Below are 23565 nucleotides of genomic sequence, written 5' to 3' on the forward strand. Positions count from 1 at the left end.
GCTGGAAATTTCAAAAAAATCCAGTTCTATCAAGCGATTGAGTTAGTTTGATTATAACATAAAGTGATAAACTCGGGATTATATCATGCTTGAAGTCAATTCTAAAAAAGCAGTCCTATCCCCCACGACTTTATCAGCTAAAAATAGACAAAGACCAGCTAACTCCTTGTGTCCCAAGGGATTTGGCTAGTCTTTTTTCTTATTTGGGTGTTGTATATGGAACTTTGATCTCACGTTTTAATGTCCAACTCTATCACTTATCCAAAGCAAAAAGAGGCTAGGAAAGTCCCCGACTCAACATATCCTCTTAAATAGAGCAACCATTTAGTCCACAGGTCATCTCCGATGATCCCAGACTTACTGGCTCCGTTTCTAAACCAAAAGCTTTTTCCAAGGCTTCTGCAAAAACTTCTTGAGCTTGGGCGCCCGAAATCGAAAAGCGACCATCAAACAGGAAAAAGGGAACTGCCTGGATTCCCAAGGCTAGGCCTGCCTCCTGGTCAGCCTCAATCCGCTTCTGATAGGTCTGAGATTCCAAGGCTTCTGCGGCGGTATTCTCCCCCAAGCCCAGTTCTTAAGCCAGTTTTTTCAAAACTGCATCTTGCCCCAAATCCAAGCCTCGTGTAAAGTGCGCCTGGAACAGGAGCTGGGCCATCTCCCGCCCCAGACCTTGCTCAGTTGCTAAGTGGAGTAGGGCATGACTTTTACGACTATTAGGGATCCAGGCCTGGTCAAAACGGAAGTCCAACCCCTCCTCCTTAGCAAGATTGGTAATGGCATCCAGTTGCGCCTGGGCTTGCTCATCTGTGAGTTGGTATTTACGGGCTAGGTAGTCACGAGCTGGATAAGACTGGTCTACAGGGAGACTTGGATCCAACTCAAACGAGCGGAAGACAAGTTCGACTTGATCTCCCTTTTGGTACTTGGCCAAGGTCTTCTCCAAACGGGCTTCTGCAATGTAGCAGAAGGGGCAATAGACATCTGACCATACTTCGATTTTCATCTGACTAGTCCTTTCGGTCAACGCTTTGACTCAGCTCTCTAAAGTCATTGATTTCTTGAACAACTTCCGTAATTTTATATTGCATAGCTGCTAGGGCACCGGAACCTGCATAGAGACGGTCGGGAGCCTTTTTCATGGCAGCTAATTCCAGAATAGCCTGAGCCAGGTAAGTTGGATCCCCACCCTGGTTATGGTTGAGTCGGGCTAGGTCACTCATGGTTGCTTGAACAATCTCGTAATCCTTAATTTCTTTCTCCGGACGACGAATGGAAGACGCATCCAAGAAATCTGTGCGAATTCCCGTTGGGTTAACCGCTGTTACTTGAATCCCAAACGGCTCCACCTCTGCTTGTAATGCTTCGCTCATCATAATGACGGAAGCCTTGGTTGCTGAATAAATTCCCTGAACCGGCCCAGTCACAGAGCCTGAAATCTAGGCTAGGTTGATAATATGGCCTGATTTCTGCTCCCGCATGCCTGGCAAGACAGCCTGGGTCAAGGCTAAGAGACCAAAGACATTGACATCAAAATTTTTGCGTACCTCTTCAAGTGAAAATTCTTCCAAGGCTCCAAAAATACCATAGCCCGCATTGTTGACCAAGATATCAATACGCCCAAACTGATCCAAGGCTTGCTTCACAGCCGCTTTTATACTGTCCTCTGTGAAGGCCATTTCCAAGGCTAGGAAATCAGTCCCAGCTTCCGGCACACGCGCCAAAACCTGATCCCGTAAGGTTACTGCATTTCGCGAAGTCGCGATAACACGATAGTCTTTTTCCAAAGCAGCAACCGCCACTTCCAAACCGATTCCTTTAGAAGCACCGGTCACAAATAAGGGCACCTCTAAAAACTAAATTTCTGAAAATCTAAATGTTGATTTATCAAGGTTTGAGTGATTAAATTTGAAGAAAAACTGGGGTTTTTAGAGGTCCCCATAATACTTTTTCGGTTCTTTGTCAAGTTGTGTGGAATCCCTGTATGTGTTTGGAATTTTGAGAAATGCAAAAATCTGAAGAGAGCATTTTTGAAAACGCTGTTTTTTCAAAATAAAACTGAACAAAGAATCATTTCACCTTGCTCAGTCACTTGACTTCTACCAATATTTACTGTAGAATATCTTATGAATCAAGCAAAAGTACCGTTTTTGTTTGATTTTAGCGGAGCGTTCCAGCGCTTCGCTTTTTTCTTTGTTTTCGTTAATAATATTATACCATCTTTAGCTACAATGTCAACACTTTTTGCAAAAATCTTCATTAAAGCACAAAAAGTAAAATCTGTCAAATTTTTCCTAGTTTTCAAATTTACATATAATTTGTTGTTAAAATTTCAAATTCACATGTAATTTACCAACAAGTTCGTAGGTTTTAGGAACGCTTTTGTGAGAAAATCTCCAATCAACTGTATTGTTCAACTCCTCAAATTCTTCAAACTCCTTCCGCCAATCACCAAAAATCAGTTCTCTTAACTCTCCCTGTTTTTCTAGAATGATCAATTTCGCAATAGTCTCTGCTCCCACATCAGACCAATACATACCTCGATTTTTCATACGATAGGTCAGCTTTCGATGATTCGATTCAATAACTCCAATCCCTCCTTTTGAAATTCCTCTCAGATCACAAGGTTTCGTATGAATAAAATCTCTCCTCAACCTCTTGGAAAACACTTGGAAAGACTCTCTTTCTTTATCGGTCTGCAGACAGGATTCCAAGGTATCTAGAGCTACTCTCAACTTATCTCTATCATGATGATAAATAGCTTTGAAAAACAGAGGCGCATGATCTGGATACAGACTAGTTGCTCTTTTGATTTCTCGTAAAATATGAAACTCGTCCCAAAAATACTCATGATTTTTGATCTTCAAAGCACGGGCGATATTACAAAAACTCCTATAACTATAACCTACACCGCCGTCAGAGTTTGTAATAAGAAGAGTCCCTTCTGTTATTTTGTAGGTTCGTTGAATATAGGACAACATCTCTTCTCGAACCTTTGAGATGGATAAGCCTACAAACTCTTTTTTCTCAACCAGACAAAAGCGATTCTCACTTAATTGCTTACACCCACAGTGAACGATGTAATGATGCAGATAAACATTCTTCCCTTCACTTGTTTTGACTAACACATCATCTCCCTCGAGGTACAGAACATCGATAGGCTTCAAATCCTTTTCTTTTATACAAGACAAACTCATAAAATCTCTTTGATGTTCCAGTAGCTCTCCTGCCCTTTGCAATGTAGAAAAAACACTATAGCTAGAAATAGACAAGCTATACATAGTCGATAAAATCTCAGTAACCTGCTGGTAACTCATCCGCAGGGATAAATCCAATATCGTAAGCTCAACTTCTTTGGAGAATCGATCATACTTATCCAATCCTAGCCACTCGTCCACCGGAACATAAACCTCACCGTTCCTATACCAACGATTTCGATAGAAGGTAATCTCTCCAACTAAAAAGACGACAGTTCGTTGGATTCGATTTTTCAAGGTATAACCTTGAGCTAATAAACTTAACTCCACCTTTTCATCATATTCCTCAATTTTCCTTAAAAAGGCTCTCCTCGCTTCTTCATTATAGTCTACTAATAATTCTCTTTCGTTCAGCACAATCATTCTCCTTTCAAAAGTCAGTATAGAAACTTTCCTGGAATCTGACAAATTTTTGCAGATTCGACTAAATTAACACCCATACCTTTGATATTCGTAAAACAATATCAATCTTTTTGAAAAGATAAAAGAGCCTTATCCTGAGGACAAGACTCTAAGAGAGACTATGATTTATCTTATTTTTTACTTTTATCATCTGCAATATCAAAATCAATTTTATTTATATATGCAAGAACCCATATAACAAAAAACAGCACATACAAAAAAGTTACATTAAATTTTAAAACATCTGAATTATCAAGATGAGCTATATTAATCTCTATAGCTAAATTGAGCAACATCGTATAAGCAAAACCATTTATATCCAAGAATGTTAATAGATCAAAGTCACCATTAGCAGGAAGTATTCTATTAATCCATATAATAATAGAATCGAGCAACTTCTTTAAAGGAAAATAACTCATCAATAGAATAATATTGAAAAATGCATACTTTTTTAAGAAAGCTGGAAACTCTATAAATTGAAACTGTATATAAGAAAAAAGGCTTTTTTTACGAAATTTTTCCGAAAAGACAGTATACTCTGTAATCCCATGCTTATAAAAATATAAACATACTACAATTATTACTGTTTCAAAAATTGTGGATCCAGCATAGGTTAATCCTAAAACATCATAAAACAAAATATCAAGATGTAGCTTTGCTACCGTTAACATCAAAATGATAGCAACGGGTAAACAAATCTTACATAACAAAAACCTAATAATCAAAAACATCCTCCTTAGCGTTCCTCTTTCCACTCCTTAATCCACTCTTTCACCAAGCAATAGGCCATATAAACCATCAGCATCCAGAAAAGACCAATCAAAAGGGATAGAAAATCTGCGACAAAAGAAAAGTCACCTGTAAAATGAACACCTATAGCCAGTAACGCAATCGGAAGCACTAAGGCTGGCATAAAGTACATGGCCAATAATCCTAGAACCAGCAAGAAAGCCATGCTGATCCCGATCCATTGGAAGAAAAAGACAACTGTTGCGATTCCAGAAACAACCGCCAGGAACATCAGTAAAAGTATTCCAGAATAAATTCTAAACATGGTATCTAATCCCCCTTTAATTTCATTTTCCGTTGCATCTTATCCCACTCTCGGACAATGAGATTCTCCAAATACTCAGATGCTGACTTGGCTCCATAAAAAGCCACCAAATCCTCTAATTTCTCATAGCGAACATCATAGTGCAGCGCAAACGGATAACGCTGCTTTTTTTCATACACTTCGGGAGAAATAGGAGTCGCCTGTTTTCTTCTCCCCCTCAACTTTCTTACACCTGGTTGACTCGCTTTGGCTTTCACGCTCATCATTTGCCTCTTTTCAAATAAAAAAGTTATATAACTTATATACTCTAATTATCCTATAAATCACCTTTTAAGTCAATTAAAAAGAGACAATAAATTATACAACTTATCGTCCCTTTTTCAATACATCTACTGAACAAATCCATACTGAACTTCTGTCACTTTTCGATCCGAATCGCCGGATACCGTAAGAGTAAAGACCATATCACGAGTTGTTCGATAGTCGCCAGATAGATCTGCTTCATTGACATAGACCTGATAGGTAATCATAGCTACATAGGTCACCTCGGCTGCTGCTGATTTTGACCAAGAAAGCCGTTCTAATTGAGTTTGAACCAATTTTGATTTGAGGCCATTAATATCAATATCATTGTCCTTAATTTTTCCGACTAGTTCCTTGGGAACAGGAACCCGATAGTTAGGCGGCATAATGACCTTGAGTAGCTCCTCACTTCCCTTGGCAGCGCCTGCTTCCAAAACCTCTCTTTGCTCATCATACTCTTGACCATTTTTCCAGGAGAAGATTGTGTTGAGATAGTCGGTCACAATCTGTTCATCCTGTTTAAGCTCGCTGAGAGGAAAGCCTAGAAAGTCCTGGACAAGTTTTTCCTGTTCCCTGGCCAGTTCTTGGCCAAGTCTTCGAGTCTCTTCTTCCTTCTTCTCCTTGAGTTTACGGGTAGACTCTAGTTCTAGGTTTGTTGAAATCAGGCTTTTAGATACAGATGCCGTTAAAGGCACCAAGACAAGAAGAGCTGTCAATAAAACTACAATGATCGACCGTAAAATGATCTCTAGTTCAATCGGTTTTCTCATTGATTATCACCATCCTTCCCTTGTTCACTTGAAGAAAGGACACCAACCTCTCCTGATCCTGGTACAAAGACATCCGTCGGCGCCAACCATTCCAAAGTCTTGACCATAGACAACAATTGAAATTTATTCGCCTCCTCATTGTACCAGACCTTCATGAGAAGTACGGTTCTTCCCTCCCCATCAACAATACTAATACTATCAGCTGCTTGTACTGTGAAGGTAAAGTCAGGAATCTGACGGTTGAGAACCATTTTCCAATCAGATCCACGGTAAAGGAAGAGTTCCCGACTCTCCCCTAATACCATGACATCATCAATCTTTTCTCTCAGTTTCTCGACTTCTTTCGCCTGCTTCTCTTTTTCAGCTGCCAATAGCTCTTTCGATAACTTGAAATACTCTTCAAAAACCGTCTTTTTCCGGTTTTCTAATTCTTCATAATTCTTTAGAGTTTGGCCATTTTGAATAGCTTTTAGCAAGGTTTCATCCTTATTTTTCTTAGTGTCCAAGGTTACAATCGCTGCCTTTTCCCCCAGTAACTGATTCTCCATATTCTGCTTATCCTTATTAAAGCCTTGATAAATAGTAAATAGAATAATCGTTAGTATTGCTAAAGCAGCAACTGCCCCAATCTGTTTATCCCTTTTTTGGGTCATTGTCTCCTCCTTACTTCCCTTTCCCTGAGAGTCTAGGATCTTCTTTGGTTGTGCCGTCTACACGAATTTGTAATGGATTCGGTTGAATAAATTCATCTCCTAGGTAATTGGGCGCAGCTGTATCAAACCAACCAACCTCAATTCCTTCCAAGACAAGCCCTGGATCAATAATTGGATCATCAACGCTGCCACCATAGTTCTTTTCATCCAAGTTAATCCCAGTCCACAAGTTAACACCATTGGCTACCGCATCCGCATTTAGAACCCCGAAATGTAAATGAGTGAGTCCTGGGGAACCTGTATCCCCTTCTGTGCCGATTCGTTGACCCGCCTCAATCTTATCGCCAATCTGGACATTGCCATAAGCTCCATCAATCAATAGATGGGTATACTCGAGGACTACCGGTTTATCCAATCCAGTATCGGCAGGTTCACTTTTAATCAGGATTTGGCCAAAACCAGGACTCTTACCAACAACAGTTCCGTTGTAAACTGAAAAGATCTCCCCCTTTTCCCCTTTCGGTGAGAAAGCAATTCCCCAATCTGCTACAACATCAATCCCATTGTGCGTACTGAATCCAAAGTTTGCAGCCGCTATCGTCCGAGCTTTGTTGTAAGTCCGAAAAGCTGCTGTCCAATAGTAATCATGGTTATAGGGGTGCCCACCTTTACCTTTGGCAGAGGAGGAGGATTTCCCACAGTTATTCGCATTCTTTTCAGAATTTTTCTGAGCCGACATAGTATTGGCCTGGCTAATAATCGATTTCCCATAGTCCGTGTCCACCTTCTCCTTACCAAGGCGAACAGCCCAGTTTGTCGCATATTGTTGCCGCTGATCCAGATGAACCAAACCACCTCCGCCTGGAGCTTGTCCAGCATACTCATAGTGATTGAGCCAAATGGCAGCTCCTTCGGCTGGCGAACTAGCTGCAGGCATGGCCTTAATTTTTTCCAATCGCTTGTAATAATAGTCACCTTCGGCTGTGTAAGGCTTGAAAAATTCGCTGCTATCCGAAAAAGCAAAGAGAAGAATGCTATCAATATCTGCTTTCGTTTTCTTATTGGCATCTGCCCAATCAAAATAGGGCATAACCCCGTTGTAACCAGTCCATTGCCAGATACCAAAACCAACCCAGTGACTGCCATCAGGGGAACCACCTCGGTAACCTTCATCACTAAGGCCGCCTCCATAAGCAGCAATCACCGAATTAAATCCGTTCACAAACAAGGCCTCCGCCTTGGTACCATGTTTCTGAATCTCTCTCACAGCATCCTCAACACTATTGGCATTCGCCCAGTAACTCCAAAGGTGATTCAGCTCCACAAAAGGCGGCATCAAAGAACTTTCTTGTTCCGCATTTCCAATCGCCCCATAGGCCTTATTTTCATCGAGGCCATATTCTAAAGCGACCGCTTGAATCTTTTTAGCGACTACCAGTTGATCTTCTGTCACACTGGTTCCTTCTGGAGCTTGAGCAGCAGTGCCAGAACTAGTAGCAGCTGCTGAACAATCGGCATCCTGATCTCCCGAAATAGCTCCAAAAATACCAGCCAGGAGAGTAACCCCCATCCAAAGAATAACGATAAAAACAGAGAGACTAGCTAACCATTTTTTCATCGTTCAATCCTCACCAAAGATTCAAAATCGTTCTTAAAATAGCGTAAAAAACTAGAAAAACAAGAACAGCAACCCCTAGCTTTTTCAGAGATTGGATAAACTCTTGATCTCTTTGTTTTTGTGCCTCTAAGCGTTCCGGATCAGATTCTTCAGAGGCAAAATAGGCCTTTTCTTTCTCCATGACAGCTTTCCGAATAGCAATCCCACTCTTAACAGAAGCTACTGTTCTTCCAACAAATCCAAAAATATTACGTGACATGATGATTTCCTTTCCTTATTGAATCCCACCGTAGCGGCCTAGTTCTGGTGCTAACAACTGCTGGTTGAAAACCAGGTTCCCCACCCCAGCAATATTCAAAAACAACTGCCCCTTAATCAAACGTGGCAAAGTTTCCAATTCTGACTGATTCATGGATCCTGCCAGGGCTTGAGCCAACAAAGGGATACTGGTTTCATCTGTTTGGGCAAAGACACGGTACTGCATCAAGCCAAAAATACGTTGAACAGCTGTCACATAAGGATCCTTATGACTGCCTTGACCTCCCTCAAAAAGAATCCCTCGAAGCGAGTTCACAGATAGAACGACACCTGCAAAGTTATCCCCCATAGAATCGATAATATCCGCTAAAAGCTCCACACTGCTTTCATACTTAGGATTAATCAAGGTCTGAGCTTCACTGATGTTTACAATGTAGTGCTGCATATCCATCTCAGATAGAGAGGGGTTCTCTTTCATCAATTGTTTACAACGTTTTCCATTGTTGACAATATCTGCCGATACTAGAGAGAGCACAGAAAAGATTTGAGCATTTAAAAGCTGCGGCGTTCCCTTCAAGCCCGAAAAATCAAAAGTAACCACTTGTTCTGAAGTAATATCTTGAAACTCCGTTGTCCCTTCAAAAATATCCGCATGCGTCGTCAGAAGTTCGTTAAAAGTATTGTAGATTCGTTTGACCGAAGCTAATTCCGATTCATTGGAACTCTTCTTCTGTTCCAGCTGCCGACGATAGTCATCTACATACAAGACAAAATCAGACAGAATCGGATACTCTTCATTGACCAGATCAGTCGCCTTGAGTCTTTCAGGGTGCAATTTCGGATTACGAGCCCATAGCCCCTCTGAGATATAAAAATCATTTAAGAGGGTTCCAAAAGTGGTTAAATCATCGCCGCTAACATCCTCATTCAAGAGCTTAAAAATACTCTTCAATTTTTGCGTATGCAGGTTATAGGATTTTTTCTTATCGACCTCTGTCCCGTCTTCGTTAGTGACTGTTGGAAATACTTGAAAAATATTGATGCGGTTAGCTTCTCCTGATAAATCCAAAATCAAGCCATGTTGTTGCCGAGTCTGATCTAAGAAAGTCCCGTTGGCATCAAAATTCCGAATAAACTGCCCTTTAGCGTAAAGACCATCTGTATGCTTTAACAAAAATGATCGCTGTCCCATTTTGGGGTTCCCCGATAAAATCATAAAGGAACGAGTCCGCCGGTCATTCCGCTCTAAGAAATTAAAGTTGACCGCTCCCTTGGTGGGAGTCCAACCAAGATAGACCCCTCGCTGATCCTCGAGCTTGGTATGGTTAAAAAAATAACCCCCTGCCACATCATGGGCAGGAACAGGAATCCCCCTGCGACTGTTTGGCAGATCAATCTGGTATTTAGCTGGAATGAAGGGAGAATGGTATTCAAAATCCAGCTCCCCTGCAAGAATTGTTGACTTGAAGTTAGAAGTCTTATCCTTAACCTCATCGACTTTTCTAAATAACTCACTCTCTGTAGAAGCCGATAGAAACACTCGAACATACATCCCTAGCATGGCAATATTCTTCTTGTCAATTTCTCGGTTGAGAAGTTCCAAGTCTCGGATTTCATCAAGTTCTTTCTGGTTATTGGCGATCTTGCTATTCCCAGTAATTCGAGTAGACTTTTCTTCAATCGAATCCGCAATTTCCTGAGCCAAGACCCGATTATTTTCCCGATAAAGAGACAAGAAGGCTCTGGTTCCTGGAATCAATAATAGTTCCGACAACCAAAAGCGATCCAGATCTTTAGAAGGATATTCGTAAAAATGAAGAACTGTATGATAGCCATCTCCACTAATCCAGTAACGATCATTTTTCCGGAAATCAATATTGCCTTGTGGTTGAATCTGACTCAAAAAAGCTAAATCATAGCCCTGAGATCTGAGCTTCCGTTGTTTTCTTTTTGATAAACTAGGCATCTTCTACCTCCTATACCTTCTCGTTCATGTTGTTGTACTGCTTCATAATTTGTACCTTCTTGTCGTATCCAATTTCTTGAGGGACAAAATCATTATTCCCATAAGTTTTAGCCTTCCGAACCAGATCATCTAGCTCCATCGTTGTAGGCGCAAACAGCCACAAGATAAATTCTGTATTGTAAATTTCCTGCTGGATGCTCTCTTCAACACGAATTTGATTGAGTAACAAGTCCTCTCGATCTTGTAGCTGAAAGTACCTGCGGCTATCTACAGACAGCTTAGCCTTTTCCTCCCGAACCAAGCTCAAGTGATGCCGTAAATCGGTAATCTGGGGAGCTGTATTGGTTGGTAAGGTTGTCGTCTCAATCTGAATATCTGTATTAAAATCAGAGAGCCACTTTTCAAAATTTTGAATGGTACGCATCACCTCATTCCAAGACAGGGATCCTAAATCTTTCCCTGGAATTTCCATTAATTGTATATAACCAAGATCCACCAGTTGGATATAGGCCTGTTGGTTGGGAATAATCGCTTTTACATCCAATAAATCAATGCAGGAATTTAAGTCAAAATAAGACTCAGAATAGCCTTTTCGCTCCGCTAGCCTTCCCAAGGGCTTTTTGTCTTCAACCGGTTTTTCAGCTTTTCGAATAGCCATTATGATTTCCCTCCTCGAATATAATTCAAACTGACATAGCGTTTGCGCCGCCGTCTAAAAAACAAGTACATACTATTCCAATTCTTCTTCCCGCCATTGGTTGGAAGAATCAGGTACAGACTCAGAATCGGACTCAAAATGATAAAAAGCAGCATTTGAGCCCACTGACTCGGTGGAAATACCTTCAATGCAAAGGACAAAGCCATAACACCTGAACCTCCCACAAAGACAAGATCGACCATAAACAATCCAATAATTTTGACCCGAGCATAGATGTCTCTCGGGACGCCATATTTCTCATCCATAAGACCCCCCTATTCTTTTGCCTCTATGGTAAAAAATAAAACCAATATCTCTTGTAAAGAGTCACTTCACTGCAAAAAAAGAAGTCTCATCTCTGAGACTCCTTTACTAACTGAAAAAATCGATCCTGCGTCACAATTTCAATCACTTGCCCCTCTGCTATCCTTCGCATAGCTGCCTGATACTTCTTGGATCGCTTCTCTGGTTGAAAGAGATCCAATTGGCGGTGACCTGTGATTAAAATATTTGTAGCCGCTGAAATATAAGTATGTACAATCGCACCCCTAGCTTCAAGCAAACGAATAGCATCCTTACGACTAAGCGGCCGCAGACTTCCCGTAATAACAACTATCTTATCTTTAAAATCCATTCTCTCTACCCCTCATCTTCATCAAATCCTAGACCTTGTAATGGACTTTGATTTGGCATCTGTTGAACCGCTTGATTCATCTGTTGGTTCATTGCCTGGAATTCTTGGCCAGATTGTCTGAGGTGTTCACTAGGAGCACCTAGAGGATCAACCCGAGAGCCCTCATTAGGAATAGAAGATGCTTGGCTTGGTGATAGAGCATCTAGACTTGTCTCCGGATAAAGGTTCGGAGCGCTCGCATTGGAATAATTTCCAGCACCTACAGGACTAGGATCACTAATACCTGTAAAATCAGGAGCTGAAAGATCTGTTGCCGCCAAGGTAGGATCTGTGATTCCTCCACCGGATGAACTACTATCTGTCCCTAAAGATGAACCCGTACCAGAAGCAGAATCAGAGAAGAGCGGTTCCCCTCCATAATGACCGGAGCGATTCAAACCATAATCAGCATTGGCACTCATCCTCGAATTAAAACCAGCTTTAGGAATAGCATCCGGATTTTTAAAAGCGTTATAGGTTGCATCATGGCCAGCCTGTTCTTTCTGACTCAGATTGTCTGCGACCCCTCCAGCAAAATCCTTAACTTTTCCAACTGCATCTTGACCCATCGCATCGGCCAGATTAACCATATTACTTAACCCGCCAGTTGCAGTATTCACAAAGCCTTGATCTTTCACAGCATCACCAAAACCTCGAATACCTCCACCTGTAGCGGCTAGACTGTTTCCGATAACCCGACTTCCTCCAGCTACAAATCCAGGTACTGCCCCTGCAAGATTAGCACCCATACCAGCTGCAGCCAGAGCACCATGCCCAAATCCACGAGCGCCATTGAAAAGCGCATTTCCAGCCATCACAGAACTCATCAATTGTTGAGCTGAATCGCTTTGAGCTGTAGACACACCCAACCAACGTTCGACCATGGCAATTCCTTGCATAGTCGCATAGAACAAGCCTAGATAGACTAAAGAAGCCGATAATACCTGTTCCCACATATTTAGCCCATCAAAGAAGCCACCTGATAGTTTGGTAATAGCAGATACCGATAGAGTCGGCAAGTCTCGGCAAATCTCTAACACTATACGAATAATGATGACTTCAAATAAAATTCCACCCAAAGCACCACCAATTGTCCGCAACAACTCTTTGTACTTAGTTGACTTGGAAACGGAGCTATAACCGACAATGGGAGAAATCATAGCCTGAATGATAATATCGAAAACCGACTTAACAAATTTAAAGGCCATGGTACCTAAAAGAATCATCAGAATACCATACTGTATAAACATGCCAATCCAGTTGACCTTGTATCTCATGTAAACGGGTTCCAATGCATTTAACCCCTTCGCAAACCGATGCTCTTCAATGGTCTCAACTCCTGTCTGATTCGCATCTAACTTATGAAGAAACAAACCTTTTATTCCTTTTAAACCGTATTTCTCTTTAAAATCCGTCTCCATATCCTTCAGGACTTCGCTATTAGCAGCTCCGTAAGTAGCCGCAAAATCAATTTTCGTCACAAAGTCAGTCGTATCTCTTTGTTTTGGATCATCTGTAATACTATTGACAGGAGTTGATCCTTCTTGAATGGGTTTGATATAGCCATAATCGTCTAAAGGGAATAGCTCTGTTGAAAAATCATTGTCTACCAGAATTTTTAAATCGACGACATTATTTTTCATAGGCTGGATGGCTAAAGACGAGTAATCTTCCTTGCCCGAAGCCATGGTTTGAATGGCTCGAGCATCCTGAGCAATAGCTGATGTAATAGTCGTCAACCCCAAAGGCAAAGCCGTTGTCATAAAGGTGACTAGTAAGAAATTCGTGATTACATTTTTATACTTAACGGGCTTTGTGAAAACTCCAAGTAAAGCAGAAATAATGAGTACAAGGGTAAATATACTGGTTCCAAGCACTTGAAACCAGTGGTAAAATTGACCAATCAAGGTCTCATTATTCCCCAGATAGCCAAATAAGCCAAACAACTTGAACATATTATTAAACACATGTTCTAAGCTAACTGTGATTTGATAAAAAACCTTGGCAATCCCTCCTGGTAAATAATTTAAATAAGACCAATATGCTGTTACTGGTTCTAAATAATTGATCCAATAGGAATAAAACTCAGCTAGTTTTACAGCGTTATCTCCAGTTATATCGCCGTCAAGCTTTTCTACCTCATGCATTAAGTCTGAAAAGGTGCCATACCTCATGATAGAATCCTCTACTTTCTATTTGATGACTCCATCATAAGGAATAATTTCCAAATCTTTTTTAAAGGGCAACAAAAAAGCCTCATTTCTGAGACTTTTTATTTTCATCAGCTACACCTGAAAAATCGAAGTACGCATCGTCTTCTTTGTAACCTCGACGAAGTTCTATAACTCGGATATTTTCACCATCATTATTCAATACCACCTGATAATAAGCATATGCATTCTCTAAATTTGTCTTATCATCCACATCGATGGCAATTGTAAAATTATCTGTTTCTTTCAACTCATCTTCAAGATCAACTAGAGCACCCCTATAGGTAGGAGGAATCTTCTTTACTTGTTCTTCCGATAGAACTGCATATTTTGTACTTTGATTTCGACTGTTTGTTATCAGCTTTTGGGATTTATCAAAAACTAGCGTATCCCCACCATGATTAAATGGATATTCATAACCAGATTCTTGCGAATATCCTGTATAGCTATCTTTCAACACATTTTTTTCAAGATCTTCTGGTGACTTTGCGCCACATGCTGATAGTAAGAAAATAACCATACTACAAACAACTAGACGAGCAGCCTTCCCTAATTTCATAATATTTCTCCTTTTAAGTTCCTAATCTTATTATAGCTGATACATTCTGAAAAATTAAAGATCACACAATAAAACAGCCAACTAGTTATATAACTTTACACTATAAGAGTCATTTTAAATAATAATCTGGATTCTCATCAAATTCTATTTCGGAACAATAACCTATGTATCTATATATTTTTGTCAAAAGAACATCATCTCTTAAAATCTTTATGGTTTCTCTAGCTTTCAACTGTCTATTCCGTTTAGAATTACTATTATATACCAAAAGAAATCTCTTATTTTCATTTAGAACCTCATAATTAGTTATCCCCCGTAAATTAGCATAGACAGAGATTGACTCTAAAGCCTTGAGTTTGATATTCCTGGATGTTATTTTTCCCGACTTAAACTCGATCACATTCAAATACTCACAATTATCTGATAAACTGGAATCAACTATTGCATCAGCTGTACAAGAAAAATTTTTTACTGCCTGTGCAAATCCATCTAGATCATACCCCGGATGTGCACACTGAACTAAATACCGAGAATTATCTGGATCATGAGATAATTCTCGGAGTGTTTTAACTTGTGAATTTTCAATTGTCAGCATATCATCTCTCCCTATTCTTATTTAAGATTCTTTCTGATACATCATCTAATAAATCAAGAGAACCGTTTAATTGATTGTATGCCAATTGAATATTCGTTGTAACTTTTCTAACAGAGTGATTTTTCTTCTCCAATGGATTAATCAAATAGAATTCAACTTGATGTTCACAATCATATAATTCACTATACAATTTTATACCTTCAATAAAATTAGAGCTATGTGAATTAATCATAAAGCGAGTTCCTAATCTTTTATTAAGGAGAACAATGATTTCTGCCAATTTTACTTGCCACACAGGATGTAAATTCGTTTCTGGTTCATCTATAATCAAAAACAAGTCGGAAGTCATCTGATAATTTCTAAGCAACAACTGTAAAACACCAAATATCTTTATACCTGTTGCAGTATTTTTTAAACTAAATTGTTGATGATTTCTTGTATAAACAATGTTTTCATTACTACGTTCAACAGATCCTTCAATTATTTGATTAATATCTAGTAACAATTCCTCTTGAATTTTAATATCTGGTCTCAAAGGATTAACATTTTCTCTGGATTCAATGAGATTTCGAAAAGTAGTAGCTGATTTTCCTCTAACATCACCCCTCGAAGCTATATTACTATAGTATTGGCGATAGCTATAATTTTCTAAATCTATAAAAGAATCTATATATAATACTTCTCTAAACTCATATAATCTGGTCTGAAACATTAAATCGGTGATTCTGCTACTCTTATCAAATGAAGACTGAAGAATAAGATTTTTAAATTCAGATTGATTATCAGATAAAGAAAAGTGACCTGCACCTTCAACATTACGAGAAATCAAATCATCATCAAAATATGACCGCACTTTAGATCCAAGGACTAATTCCATCTGTTTTTCCGGTGAATGTTCAAAATAAGATAGAGTATCTTCTATCAAATCTATACCCTCAGATTCTATCTCAAATTCGTAACAAATATCTTTTAAAATTTCGATATTTTCCTTCAAATATAATGAAAAACTTGAATCTCTATTAAACCACGCTGCTAGACCAAAATATGAATGAACAGATTCCGTCTCTTCATCCAATTCTACCTCTAATATATTGTCTATCCCATTTATTTCAACTCTTTTATGAAATTCTCCAATCAATTTTTTCCTTGTTTCATAATCAATTTTTCGATTTAAAAACCTAAAAAATAGTGTTAGGCTATCGTCAATAATCGCATCTCTAAAAAGAGTATACTCCTCTTGAAAACTATTTAATGTCTCTAAAAACATATACAATGTTTTAGATAATGAACTCTTACCAGAATTATTCGGTGCAGCAATAACAGTAATACCGTTTAACTCTATTTCTGCATCCGCTATTAAACCGATATTTTTATAATTTGCCTGCATTATTCTCACTCACCTTCAATCATTATTCCTTTACTAATAATTTTAACACACTTTAACACACTTTTAGCTCCATATGTAAAAACATAGGGGAATTTTAAAATACTTCATCAAAAAAACTGAACAGAGTTGAATCCTCTGCTCAGTTCTGTCAACGACAACTACATCACATCATCCACGAAGAAATCATCGTCTAGGAAGTTGTCCTCATAACCAGGTAAAGCATCACCGCCAATTACACTAGCTACTACGGCTTCAAATAATTCTTCAGTCGACTGGACTGCTTGGGGCTGCCCTTGAATCTGAGTCCTGCCTCGACCTGCTAATTTTGGACTCTCTCCTGTATTGCTACCGAGGCCGACATTGAAGCGATGCCGCCAGTCAATCAGGTTTCTAAAGGCTCCTTCACCATCGATAGCCACATCTTGTAAATTCAAATTGCGGTGTTCACTTTCAACTGGAATATCTGCCAAGGTCATAGACTGGTCAAACTCCTCTTGTAGGAACATGTATCTGTAAGGTAGGCTTGTCTTGTCATGAAGGAAAATTGGATCAGTCGTTACCTTCTGACCTTGATTATTCCGTCCTTTGACTCCTCGTAGAATCACGGCCTCTCCCTCTTGGAGTTTGGCCAGTTGTGTAGGAGTCAACAATTCTTGTCGTACATGATCGACTGAGACATTTGGATTGGCTTCATCGAGAATATTGCTGGAACGTCTTCTCCGAGTAATGGTTCGACTACCTAGGCGCTTGCTGAAACGTTCATTGGTTTCTTGTGACGTGGACTTAATATAGCCCTGAAGTGAACAGTTATCCTGAATCGTTTTAGCTACGTTCTCACCGTACTCAGCCACCAGCTGCTCTAAATTTTGAATCCAGAGATAATACAAGATATTCTGGCCAAGACCAATTGAAATTTTAGTATCCATGTTCGGAACGGCTGGCATGTTTGTAAACTCATCTAGGACATGGAGAATCCGATTGATACATTTGCGGCCATTCGATAAGGCCAGCTCATAATTGGCATTGAACAACTGATCTAGGAAGAGCGAAACAATCGAATTGTACTCGGTTCTATTTGGGGGAGTCACTAAATAAATGATTTTTGGATTGTCTGAGTAAATCAACTCCACATCCTGCTCCTGGATCAGAGACTGACTTGCTTCATCAATCCTGATGTTGACCCCCTTGAGATCCGGCTTACCTGTATAAGAATCAACTCCCCCATAGATTTTTTCAGCTGAAAATTGAACTTCTACAGAACGAATAGCTGAAGTCCCATTATTGTCATGATCAAAATCGATCAAGAACACAAATTGATTAGGCAATTTAGGAGCAATACAGTAAGTCAGATAACCTTCCGCATCAATTAAGGCTGTCGCATTTTGAACATAGACTTTACCGTTTCTAGCATCTTTAATGGTAATTCTAGCGGTTTTATGGGTAAACTCATTCTCCATCAAGCGGTTCCGACTAGAACGAAGCTTGACCGATAAGCGCCTTGGAAATCCCACCGATTCCAAATCAATAGAATTTTTAGAAGTCAACTTGGCCACATTGTCTTGAAGGAATAGGTTGATTCCTGTCATCATGCTGGAGTAGACATTTCCTTTTGTCTCATCGCCTCCAAAATCCGAAGCTCGGAATTCCATATCTGCCATCTGTCTAAATTTAGAAAACTGCTTTTGATTGACTTTGCGGAGATTATCAAAATAAACGGTTAGTTTAGACTTCTTCCAGACACTCTGTCCTTTTTCTGGGTTTTCGACGATTTCCCCATCACTATCTACAAAGACATCCTCTGATCCCAAATTGGCCAAAAATTTAGCAATATTGTGGATGGTAATGGTGTCCCAGGCATCCTCCTCACCATTTTGAAAGGTTTCATTAGCTCTATCTATGAGTGCCATAGTCAAGGCATTAAACAAGGAAATCGAAGACTTACGGAAGTATTCTGAGTTCCCTTTCCCTCCTCCTTTTGGCTGCGGGAAAATCGCTTCTGCAACGGCATTGACACGAGTCTGAGCCTTTTCATAATATCCCCTTTTGGCGGCCGCAATCGCTAACTCTAAGGGATTGTAGGACATTGACCAATCCATATTCTGGAAGGACAAAACCTCCACATCATAGCCCCGTTTACGCATGGTTTTGTAAGAAGCTTGATAGTGCTCTCCCTTGGGATCCTGAATAACCATCGAAGGCTGCTTTTCTGCTCGACTATTAATATCGATAATTGGAGCTACACGGCTTTCCCCTTTACCAGATCGGGTGATCCCAATATCCAAAAGATTGACGGTAGCATCTTCTATATAGTAATCCCCAGATACTTGTCCTAAATTTCCTAAGATCCTCTGTGCCTGATAGATATACCTACCAACTGTTCGATTCTGCCACTTCATCTGAGAAGCTAAGGTTACACCAGCTAAATTTTTCCTCGTTTCATGTAGAACAGGCACCCCACCATCACCTGGATAAGTCAGTCTCTTGTTTGGGACTTTCTTGTACTGCTGATGGATCTCTTTAGTAGTCGCAAAGCGATCGTCTCCTTCCTCATTATGATTGTAATCACGATACTGCTCAAAATTAATCCAAGCGGATCTCCAAGCAGCGATTAAACCTAAAGTAAAAATTGGAAAAGCTAGAATTGGAGCCAGGACAAAGACCCGTGCATTCAAAAGATTTTGGATCAACAAACTCGTCCAATCAAAGGCTCTATAGAGGCTTTGATCCTTAATGGATAAAATCATAAAATAGAGATAAGGAATAATCGATCGAAGAACGGTCACTAAATAGCTTGTCAATAAAAAGGCAAGGAAGCTAAAGCCAAACCCCATGTAAATAAAGCTCCGGAAGGTTTTAAAAGCTAGAATCGGTTTGACTTCTTTATTAAACCGTTTCCGCTCACGGCCTATGAAAGGCAAGGCATAAACTAGACGAAAAAGGAGGTTTCCTAACCACAGACCGATATAAGTTGGTAGCCATAATAAAATCTTCCGCCAAGTCTCTACTTTCTTCAAACTTTTCAATCGAATGAGAATCTTCCTTGGATCTCTAGCAGCTGCAACTAGAAATTTGCTGAATCTATGAATAGACGGCCATCCAATTTTTAAGCCCCTATATCCCAAATAGCTCACTAAACTTAGTAGGATGATAAATAAGACCGTGTTTTTCTTGGACAACTGCATGAGTATATAAAGCGATATTTCAAGTAAATCAATCAATCTGTTCTACCTCCCTCCTAGGAGCAGAGAATCCCGAAAACAAAAAGATTTGTAATTGAATTTCTGGGGAAGCCGCCCAGTATCTCTTGAGGTAATTCCCCATCCATTGCTGGCAATCATAGGTAAAAACCTGTAGATGGCAACAACTCATCTGTCTTAAATAACTAGCTGCCTGCAAAGAATCTGCCAGCAGATCGTCAATAAAATGATCTTGTAGACTATCCATACTGTATCCTTTCTGATGCGTATTTCTCCCTTAGTCTACAAAATAATCCTCAAATAGTTTCTAAAGGTACAGCTAAAGGATATGTACAAAAAAGCAGCAAGTCCTTCACCTGCTGCTTTTCAACTAATCTTCAGATTTCAAATATTCTGTTTCTTTAGGTTCTCGAACAATGATATAGCCGTATTTTGCGGAATCCTTTTTCTGAATCGAAAAGGTTTGGCGCAGACTAGCCAGCTTATCTTCCTGTTTCAAAGATAAAACATATGTCACCTCATATTCATCCTTGTCCGAATCATAGTCGATTTTCTCCAACAAAACTGACTGTAAGCGCCCTTCTTGCGGAGCGGTGTATTTAGCGTCTCCGTCTGAAAGAAAGTCAACCAATACCTCCTTGTTGCCAGAATAATAGCTGGTTAAGAAGTATCGACTAAAAACATCCACTTCATTTTCAGTTGAAAGAGTTGTCTTTAAATCCTTTAATTCTTTATAGAGATAGTTGAGTTGCTCTGTTTTCTGCGACAAGTGACTCATCGTCCAGGCAGATAATCCAAAACCAGTCCCCGCTAATAAACCCAGGATACTCAGTAGAAGATAAACTTTTTTGAGCGATGGAATTGCTGCCTCTGCGACTGAAGAAGGCTGCTCTGTTATTAGTTGGACAGAAATCCTTGAAATTTCCTCACCTTCAACTGGAAAAATTGGAAGCGAAGAATCCAATAAATCGAGACTCTGCTTATAGACTGGATAAACCTGATTCTCAAAGTATTCCCGCTTTTCTTGATAACTATAGCCTTCAAAATCTGGATGAGTCAAAATGGACTGAATAAAGGGAATTAAAATATTCTGATAGTGACTATCAATAACTAGGGGACTCGCAAAGACTTCACCCTCCGTTATGACTTCCTTCCCTTTTAGGTGGGCAATCGCAACCTTTTTGAATTGGTACTGTCCATAAACCTCTCTAAGCTCTGAAAATAGAACTTCTGCTTGATGAAAGGTTAGGCAAGGGAGCGTTTCTTCAATTGCATGATCAAAAATTTCCAGGTATCTCTGATCTAACTCTTCAATAACCCGTAAAAGTTCCGAATCATCTTCCGGAGACTTACCATCCAGCCAGCTTATTTCAAGAAATAGATCATCACTGATCAAGGGTCTCGATTTTTTTAATAAGGGAAAGTTCATCTAGATTACCCCGATCCCTTCACAAAACCAGCGAGCCACGTTATTATACTTACTCCAGCAAATACTACCACAACTGCAAGCGCAATTGCCCACCAATACTCTTTAATCTTAGCTCTAATTTCACGACCGCCAAAGCCGTAAATAAGTCCTGTCACAACCAGAGCGAGTGAAAAGATACCGATAGCAATTCCCTGGAATTTTGTAACTCCTTGATTGGATAAAGTATTTACCTTTGCAAAGGGATCGTCCGCAGACACCGATGTAGGAAGTACTGAAGCTAGAAAAGTAGCAAAGGGTATTGCCACAAAGTCTAGCTTTTCTTTTACCTTCTTAAACGGATTTGTCAAATGATATTTCATAAATGTCCTCCTTTTTTTCTTTGACAGTAGCAGTATACAGAATCATAAGCGAAACGCTTATAAAGGGTCACATCACTGATTCATTTAAAAATAAATCATCAGACTGAATATCAAAACGAATCTCTCGCTGATCAATCCGATGGTATTCATCAGGGGCTTCTCCATCGATCCAGGCATAGATACGGTAAGCCGAGCCATTGTCTTCTAAATCAAGGCTCATTTTGGCTATCGGGGCTAAAATCTTCTGTTTGATAATCCGCTCCAAAGGCCGTGCCCCATTCTCTACATCCGTTCCCACATCTGACAAATAATCGACTAGCTCAGGCGAATAAGAAAACAGGAGATCCTTCTTGGCCATTCTTTCTCTCATTTTTAAAAGGTTCTTCCTAATAATTTCCTTCCCAACCATCTCATCCAGCATATTAAAAATCAGCTTATGCTCAATTCGGTTCAGAAATTCAGGTCGGAACTCTGTTCTTAATTCTGTTCCCATGCTTTTCTCAAACTGTTTCCGATCCCTGGCTGTTAAATCTTTAAAACTGCCCTTCAGTTCATACTGTTTGATAATTTTTTGTGCTCCGATATTGGTCGTAATCACAACAATCGTATTCTTAAAGCTCACCAATCGCCCTGAAGAATCCGTCAAGCGTCCATCATCAAGAACCTGGAGAAACAGGTCTACAACCTCCCCGTTCGCCTTCTCAATCTCATCGATCAATAGCACACAGTATGGCTTCCGTTTAACTCCCTCTGTCAATAAGCCCTTAGTCCCTGTTTTTCGATCTCCTATTAATTTTGTGGCATCCTCTTTCTGCTTATACTCAGACATATCAAAACGAATCATGGCAGCCTCATCATCAAAAAGTCCCTCTGCCAAAGCTTTGGCTAACTCAGTCTTTCCAACACCAGTCGATCCCAAAAAGAGAAAAGAAGAGATCGGCTTGTTTTCATCCTGTAGCCCTGCCTGGGCAATCGTAACCGCATCAATCACTGTATCCACGGCCTCATCCTGTCCCTTGACCCGCTCCATAATCTTTGTTTTTAAACCTGCTAGCCGTTCTCGATCGGCTTTTAAAATCGTGGTCACCGGGATTCCTGTTTTATCCTTAATCACTTGTGCAATCTCTCGTTCCGTAATCAGATTCAGATTTTCAGTTGAAGCAGTGGTTGCTGCCTCATCAATCAGATCAAAGGCCTTATCCGGTAAAAAACGATCGGTCAGATAGCGAACCGAGAGAATCACCGCCTGTTTCACTGCCTCATCACTAATCTTTACCTGATGAAAGTTCTCATAAATGAATTTTGCCTGCTTTAAAATTTCAATGGCTTGAGGAATTGTTGGCTCTGCCACCATCACAGGCTGCATCCGTCTCTCAAGCGCTCGATCCGTTTCAACATACTCATGAAATTCATCGAGTGTTGTAGCTCCAATCAACTGAATATCTCCCCGGGCTAAGGCAGGCTTAATAACATTCCCGGCATCCAGCGCCTGACCTTCTTGACCGCCAGCGCCCACAATTGTATGAAGCTCATCAATAAAGAGAAGATTCTCACCTCTCGTTTCAATCATCTCCTCAATAATCTTTTTAAACTTCACAATAAAGCCCCCATCAGCTTCTGACATCAAACTGGACAACTCCAATGATCGAACCGTTAAATTCCTCAACCGAGGAGCAACCTCACCTCTTAAAATGGCCAAGGCCAGCCCTTCAACAATCGCAGTCTTTCCAACACCTGCTTCTCCTACCAAAATCGGATTATTCTTACTTCGTCTGAGCAAGGAGATTTGAACAGCCTGGATCTCTTTTTCTCGACCGTAAACCTGATAATCTTCAGACTTTTTAGCAACTTTCTCGGATAGATTATCCGTATACTTCTCTAAAAATGGTGTTACCTGTTTCATTTCTTTCATCTCTGTCCTCCTTTAATAGTTCCATCATAAGAAATACTTTCAAAATCTCTTGTAAAGGGCATGAAAAAAGAGGCTCTCACGAGCACTCTTTTAAGGATTCAATCCTTTCTTTTTCTCCTGAAACAGACTTCTCTGTTCTTCTATTTGTTGGGCTAATGAATAGGGCTTTGTGTGCTGTTCAACACACTGTACCCCAAATTATTCATACCTCAAACAACTCCGTGTAAATAGCTAAAAAATCATCAGAAATTGCCAAAAAACAATGGCAA

Annotated in this window: 22 protein-coding genes and 2 pseudogenes; all 24 read right to left on the reverse strand. The window is 40.0% G+C overall.

Going from position 1 to position 23565, the window contains the following annotated elements:
- Positions 1-307 precede the first annotated feature (307 nt).
- Positions 308-1003 (reverse strand): annotated as a pseudogene (locus N4310_RS01400) (DsbA family oxidoreductase).
- A gap of 4 nt (positions 1004-1007) precedes the next feature.
- A pseudogene (locus N4310_RS01405) lies at positions 1008-1844 on the reverse strand (SDR family oxidoreductase).
- A 284-nt stretch (positions 1845-2128) separates the two neighbouring features.
- Positions 2129-2284 carry a hypothetical protein gene (locus N4310_RS01410; protein WP_262091791.1) on the reverse strand — a complete coding sequence of 52 codons (156 nt, stop codon included), beginning with the start codon at positions 2282-2284 and terminating at the stop codon, positions 2129-2131.
- A 37-nt stretch (positions 2285-2321) separates the two neighbouring features.
- Positions 2322-3662: an ISLre2 family transposase gene (locus N4310_RS01415; RefSeq protein ID WP_262091792.1), complete on the reverse strand. Its 1341-nt coding sequence runs from the start codon at positions 3660-3662 to the stop codon at positions 2322-2324.
- Positions 3663-3787: 125 nt separating this feature from the next.
- Positions 3788-4381 (reverse strand): hypothetical protein, encoded by a 594-nt coding sequence (locus N4310_RS01420; RefSeq protein ID WP_262091793.1) that lies wholly within the window; start codon positions 4379-4381, stop codon positions 3788-3790.
- Between the two features lie 11 nt (positions 4382-4392).
- On the reverse strand, positions 4393-4710 hold the full coding sequence (locus N4310_RS01425; RefSeq protein WP_262091794.1) for a hypothetical protein: 318 nt from the start codon (positions 4708-4710) through the stop codon (positions 4393-4395).
- 5 nt (positions 4711-4715) lie between these two features.
- Positions 4716-4973: a hypothetical protein gene (locus tag N4310_RS01430; protein ID WP_262091795.1), complete on the reverse strand. Its 258-nt coding sequence runs from the start codon at positions 4971-4973 to the stop codon at positions 4716-4718.
- A gap of 126 nt (positions 4974-5099) precedes the next feature.
- Positions 5100-5783, reverse strand: a complete 684-nt coding sequence (locus tag N4310_RS01435; protein WP_262091796.1) for a hypothetical protein — start codon at positions 5781-5783, stop codon at positions 5100-5102.
- Positions 5780-6436 carry a hypothetical protein gene (locus tag N4310_RS01440; protein WP_262091797.1) on the reverse strand — a complete coding sequence of 219 codons (657 nt, stop codon included), beginning with the start codon at positions 6434-6436 and terminating at the stop codon, positions 5780-5782. Before N4310_RS01440 ends, N4310_RS01435 begins: the two co-directional genes overlap by 4 nt.
- A 10-nt stretch (positions 6437-6446) precedes the next feature.
- Positions 6447-8054: a phage tail tip lysozyme gene (locus N4310_RS01445; RefSeq protein WP_262091798.1), complete on the reverse strand. Its 1608-nt coding sequence runs from the start codon at positions 8052-8054 to the stop codon at positions 6447-6449.
- Between the two features lie 10 nt (positions 8055-8064).
- Positions 8065-8313 carry a hypothetical protein gene (locus tag N4310_RS01450; protein WP_262091799.1) on the reverse strand — a complete coding sequence of 83 codons (249 nt, stop codon included), beginning with the start codon at positions 8311-8313 and terminating at the stop codon, positions 8065-8067.
- Positions 8314-8328: 15 nt separating this feature from the next.
- Positions 8329-10278, reverse strand: a complete 1950-nt coding sequence (locus N4310_RS01455; RefSeq protein ID WP_262091800.1) for a virulence factor — start codon at positions 10276-10278, stop codon at positions 8329-8331.
- A gap of 10 nt (positions 10279-10288) precedes the next feature.
- Positions 10289-10936, reverse strand: a complete 648-nt coding sequence (locus tag N4310_RS01460; RefSeq protein ID WP_262091801.1) for a hypothetical protein — start codon at positions 10934-10936, stop codon at positions 10289-10291.
- Entirely contained in the window at positions 10936-11241 is a 306-nt protein-coding gene (locus N4310_RS01465) for a DUF5592 family protein (RefSeq protein WP_262091802.1), read from the reverse strand. Before N4310_RS01465 ends, N4310_RS01460 begins: the two co-directional genes overlap by 1 nt.
- A gap of 86 nt (positions 11242-11327) precedes the next feature.
- Complete coding sequence (locus N4310_RS01470) at positions 11328-11609, reverse strand: BRCT domain-containing protein (RefSeq protein WP_179925388.1); 282 nt, start codon at positions 11607-11609, stop codon at positions 11328-11330.
- Positions 11610-11614: 5 nt separating this feature from the next.
- Positions 11615-13822: a pLS20_p028 family conjugation system transmembrane protein gene (locus N4310_RS01475; protein WP_262091803.1), complete on the reverse strand. Its 2208-nt coding sequence runs from the start codon at positions 13820-13822 to the stop codon at positions 11615-11617.
- A gap of 82 nt (positions 13823-13904) precedes the next feature.
- Entirely contained in the window at positions 13905-14417 is a 513-nt protein-coding gene (locus N4310_RS01480) for a hypothetical protein (protein ID WP_262091804.1), read from the reverse strand.
- 109 nt (positions 14418-14526) lie between these two features.
- On the reverse strand, positions 14527-15012 hold the full coding sequence (locus N4310_RS01485) for a hypothetical protein (RefSeq protein ID WP_262091805.1): 486 nt from the start codon (positions 15010-15012) through the stop codon (positions 14527-14529).
- Between the two features lies 1 nt (position 15013).
- Positions 15014-16399 carry an ATP-binding protein gene (locus tag N4310_RS01490; RefSeq protein WP_262091806.1) on the reverse strand — a complete coding sequence of 462 codons (1386 nt, stop codon included), beginning with the start codon at positions 16397-16399 and terminating at the stop codon, positions 15014-15016.
- A gap of 158 nt (positions 16400-16557) precedes the next feature.
- Positions 16558-19617 carry a VirD4-like conjugal transfer protein, CD1115 family gene (locus N4310_RS01495; protein WP_262091807.1) on the reverse strand — a complete coding sequence of 1020 codons (3060 nt, stop codon included), beginning with the start codon at positions 19615-19617 and terminating at the stop codon, positions 16558-16560.
- Positions 19610-19843 (reverse strand): hypothetical protein, encoded by a 234-nt coding sequence (locus N4310_RS01500; RefSeq protein ID WP_160332203.1) that lies wholly within the window; start codon positions 19841-19843, stop codon positions 19610-19612. The genes N4310_RS01495 and N4310_RS01500 overlap by 8 nt, the downstream gene beginning before the upstream one ends.
- A gap of 123 nt (positions 19844-19966) precedes the next feature.
- Complete coding sequence (locus N4310_RS01505) at positions 19967-21025, reverse strand: hypothetical protein (RefSeq protein WP_262091808.1); 1059 nt, start codon at positions 21023-21025, stop codon at positions 19967-19969.
- 5 nt (positions 21026-21030) lie between these two features.
- Positions 21031-21384: a TrbC/VirB2 family protein gene (locus tag N4310_RS01510; RefSeq protein ID WP_179925383.1), complete on the reverse strand. Its 354-nt coding sequence runs from the start codon at positions 21382-21384 to the stop codon at positions 21031-21033.
- Between the two features lie 67 nt (positions 21385-21451).
- Positions 21452-23296, reverse strand: coding sequence for an AAA family ATPase (locus tag N4310_RS01515; RefSeq protein ID WP_262091809.1), 1845 nt, complete (start codon positions 23294-23296; stop codon positions 21452-21454).
- Positions 23297-23565: the final 269 nt, after the last annotated feature.

It is taken from the genome of Streptococcus danieliae, assembly GCF_025447695.1.
In the GTDB taxonomy this organism is placed as follows: domain Bacteria; phylum Bacillota; class Bacilli; order Lactobacillales; family Streptococcaceae; genus Streptococcus; species Streptococcus danieliae.

Coding starts and splice junctions, on each gene's coding strand:
- N4310_RS01465 (WP_262091802.1), bottom strand. CDS start 11,241: ATGGATGAGAAATATGGCGTCCCGAGAGACATCTATGCTCGGGTCAAA.
- N4310_RS01500 (WP_160332203.1), bottom strand. CDS start 19,843: ATGGATAGTCTACAAGATCATTTTATTGACGATCTGCTGGCAGATTCT.
- N4310_RS01505 (WP_262091808.1), bottom strand. CDS start 21,025: ATGAACTTTCCCTTATTAAAAAAATCGAGACCCTTGATCAGTGATGAT.
- N4310_RS01490 (WP_262091806.1), bottom strand. CDS start 16,399: ATGCAGGCAAATTATAAAAATATCGGTTTAATAGCGGATGCAGAAATA.
- N4310_RS01510 (WP_179925383.1), bottom strand. CDS start 21,384: ATGAAATATCATTTGACAAATCCGTTTAAGAAGGTAAAAGAAAAGCTA.
- N4310_RS01455 (WP_262091800.1), bottom strand. CDS start 10,278: ATGCCTAGTTTATCAAAAAGAAAACAACGGAAGCTCAGATCTCAGGGC.
- N4310_RS01515 (WP_262091809.1), bottom strand. CDS start 23,296: ATGAAAGAAATGAAACAGGTAACACCATTTTTAGAGAAGTATACGGAT.
- N4310_RS01480 (WP_262091804.1), bottom strand. CDS start 14,417: ATGAAATTAGGGAAGGCTGCTCGTCTAGTTGTTTGTAGTATGGTTATT.
- N4310_RS01435 (WP_262091796.1), bottom strand. CDS start 5,783: ATGAGAAAACCGATTGAACTAGAGATCATTTTACGGTCGATCATTGTA.
- N4310_RS01485 (WP_262091805.1), bottom strand. CDS start 15,012: ATGCTGACAATTGAAAATTCACAAGTTAAAACACTCCGAGAATTATCT.
- N4310_RS01445 (WP_262091798.1), bottom strand. CDS start 8,054: ATGAAAAAATGGTTAGCTAGTCTCTCTGTTTTTATCGTTATTCTTTGG.
- N4310_RS01425 (WP_262091794.1), bottom strand. CDS start 4,710: ATGTTTAGAATTTATTCTGGAATACTTTTACTGATGTTCCTGGCGGTT.
- N4310_RS01470 (WP_179925388.1), bottom strand. CDS start 11,609: ATGGATTTTAAAGATAAGATAGTTGTTATTACGGGAAGTCTGCGGCCG.
- N4310_RS01440 (WP_262091797.1), bottom strand. CDS start 6,436: ATGACCCAAAAAAGGGATAAACAGATTGGGGCAGTTGCTGCTTTAGCA.
- N4310_RS01450 (WP_262091799.1), bottom strand. CDS start 8,313: ATGTCACGTAATATTTTTGGATTTGTTGGAAGAACAGTAGCTTCTGTT.
- N4310_RS01430 (WP_262091795.1), bottom strand. CDS start 4,973: ATGAGCGTGAAAGCCAAAGCGAGTCAACCAGGTGTAAGAAAGTTGAGG.
- N4310_RS01460 (WP_262091801.1), bottom strand. CDS start 10,936: ATGGCTATTCGAAAAGCTGAAAAACCGGTTGAAGACAAAAAGCCCTTG.
- N4310_RS01475 (WP_262091803.1), bottom strand. CDS start 13,822: ATGAGGTATGGCACCTTTTCAGACTTAATGCATGAGGTAGAAAAGCTT.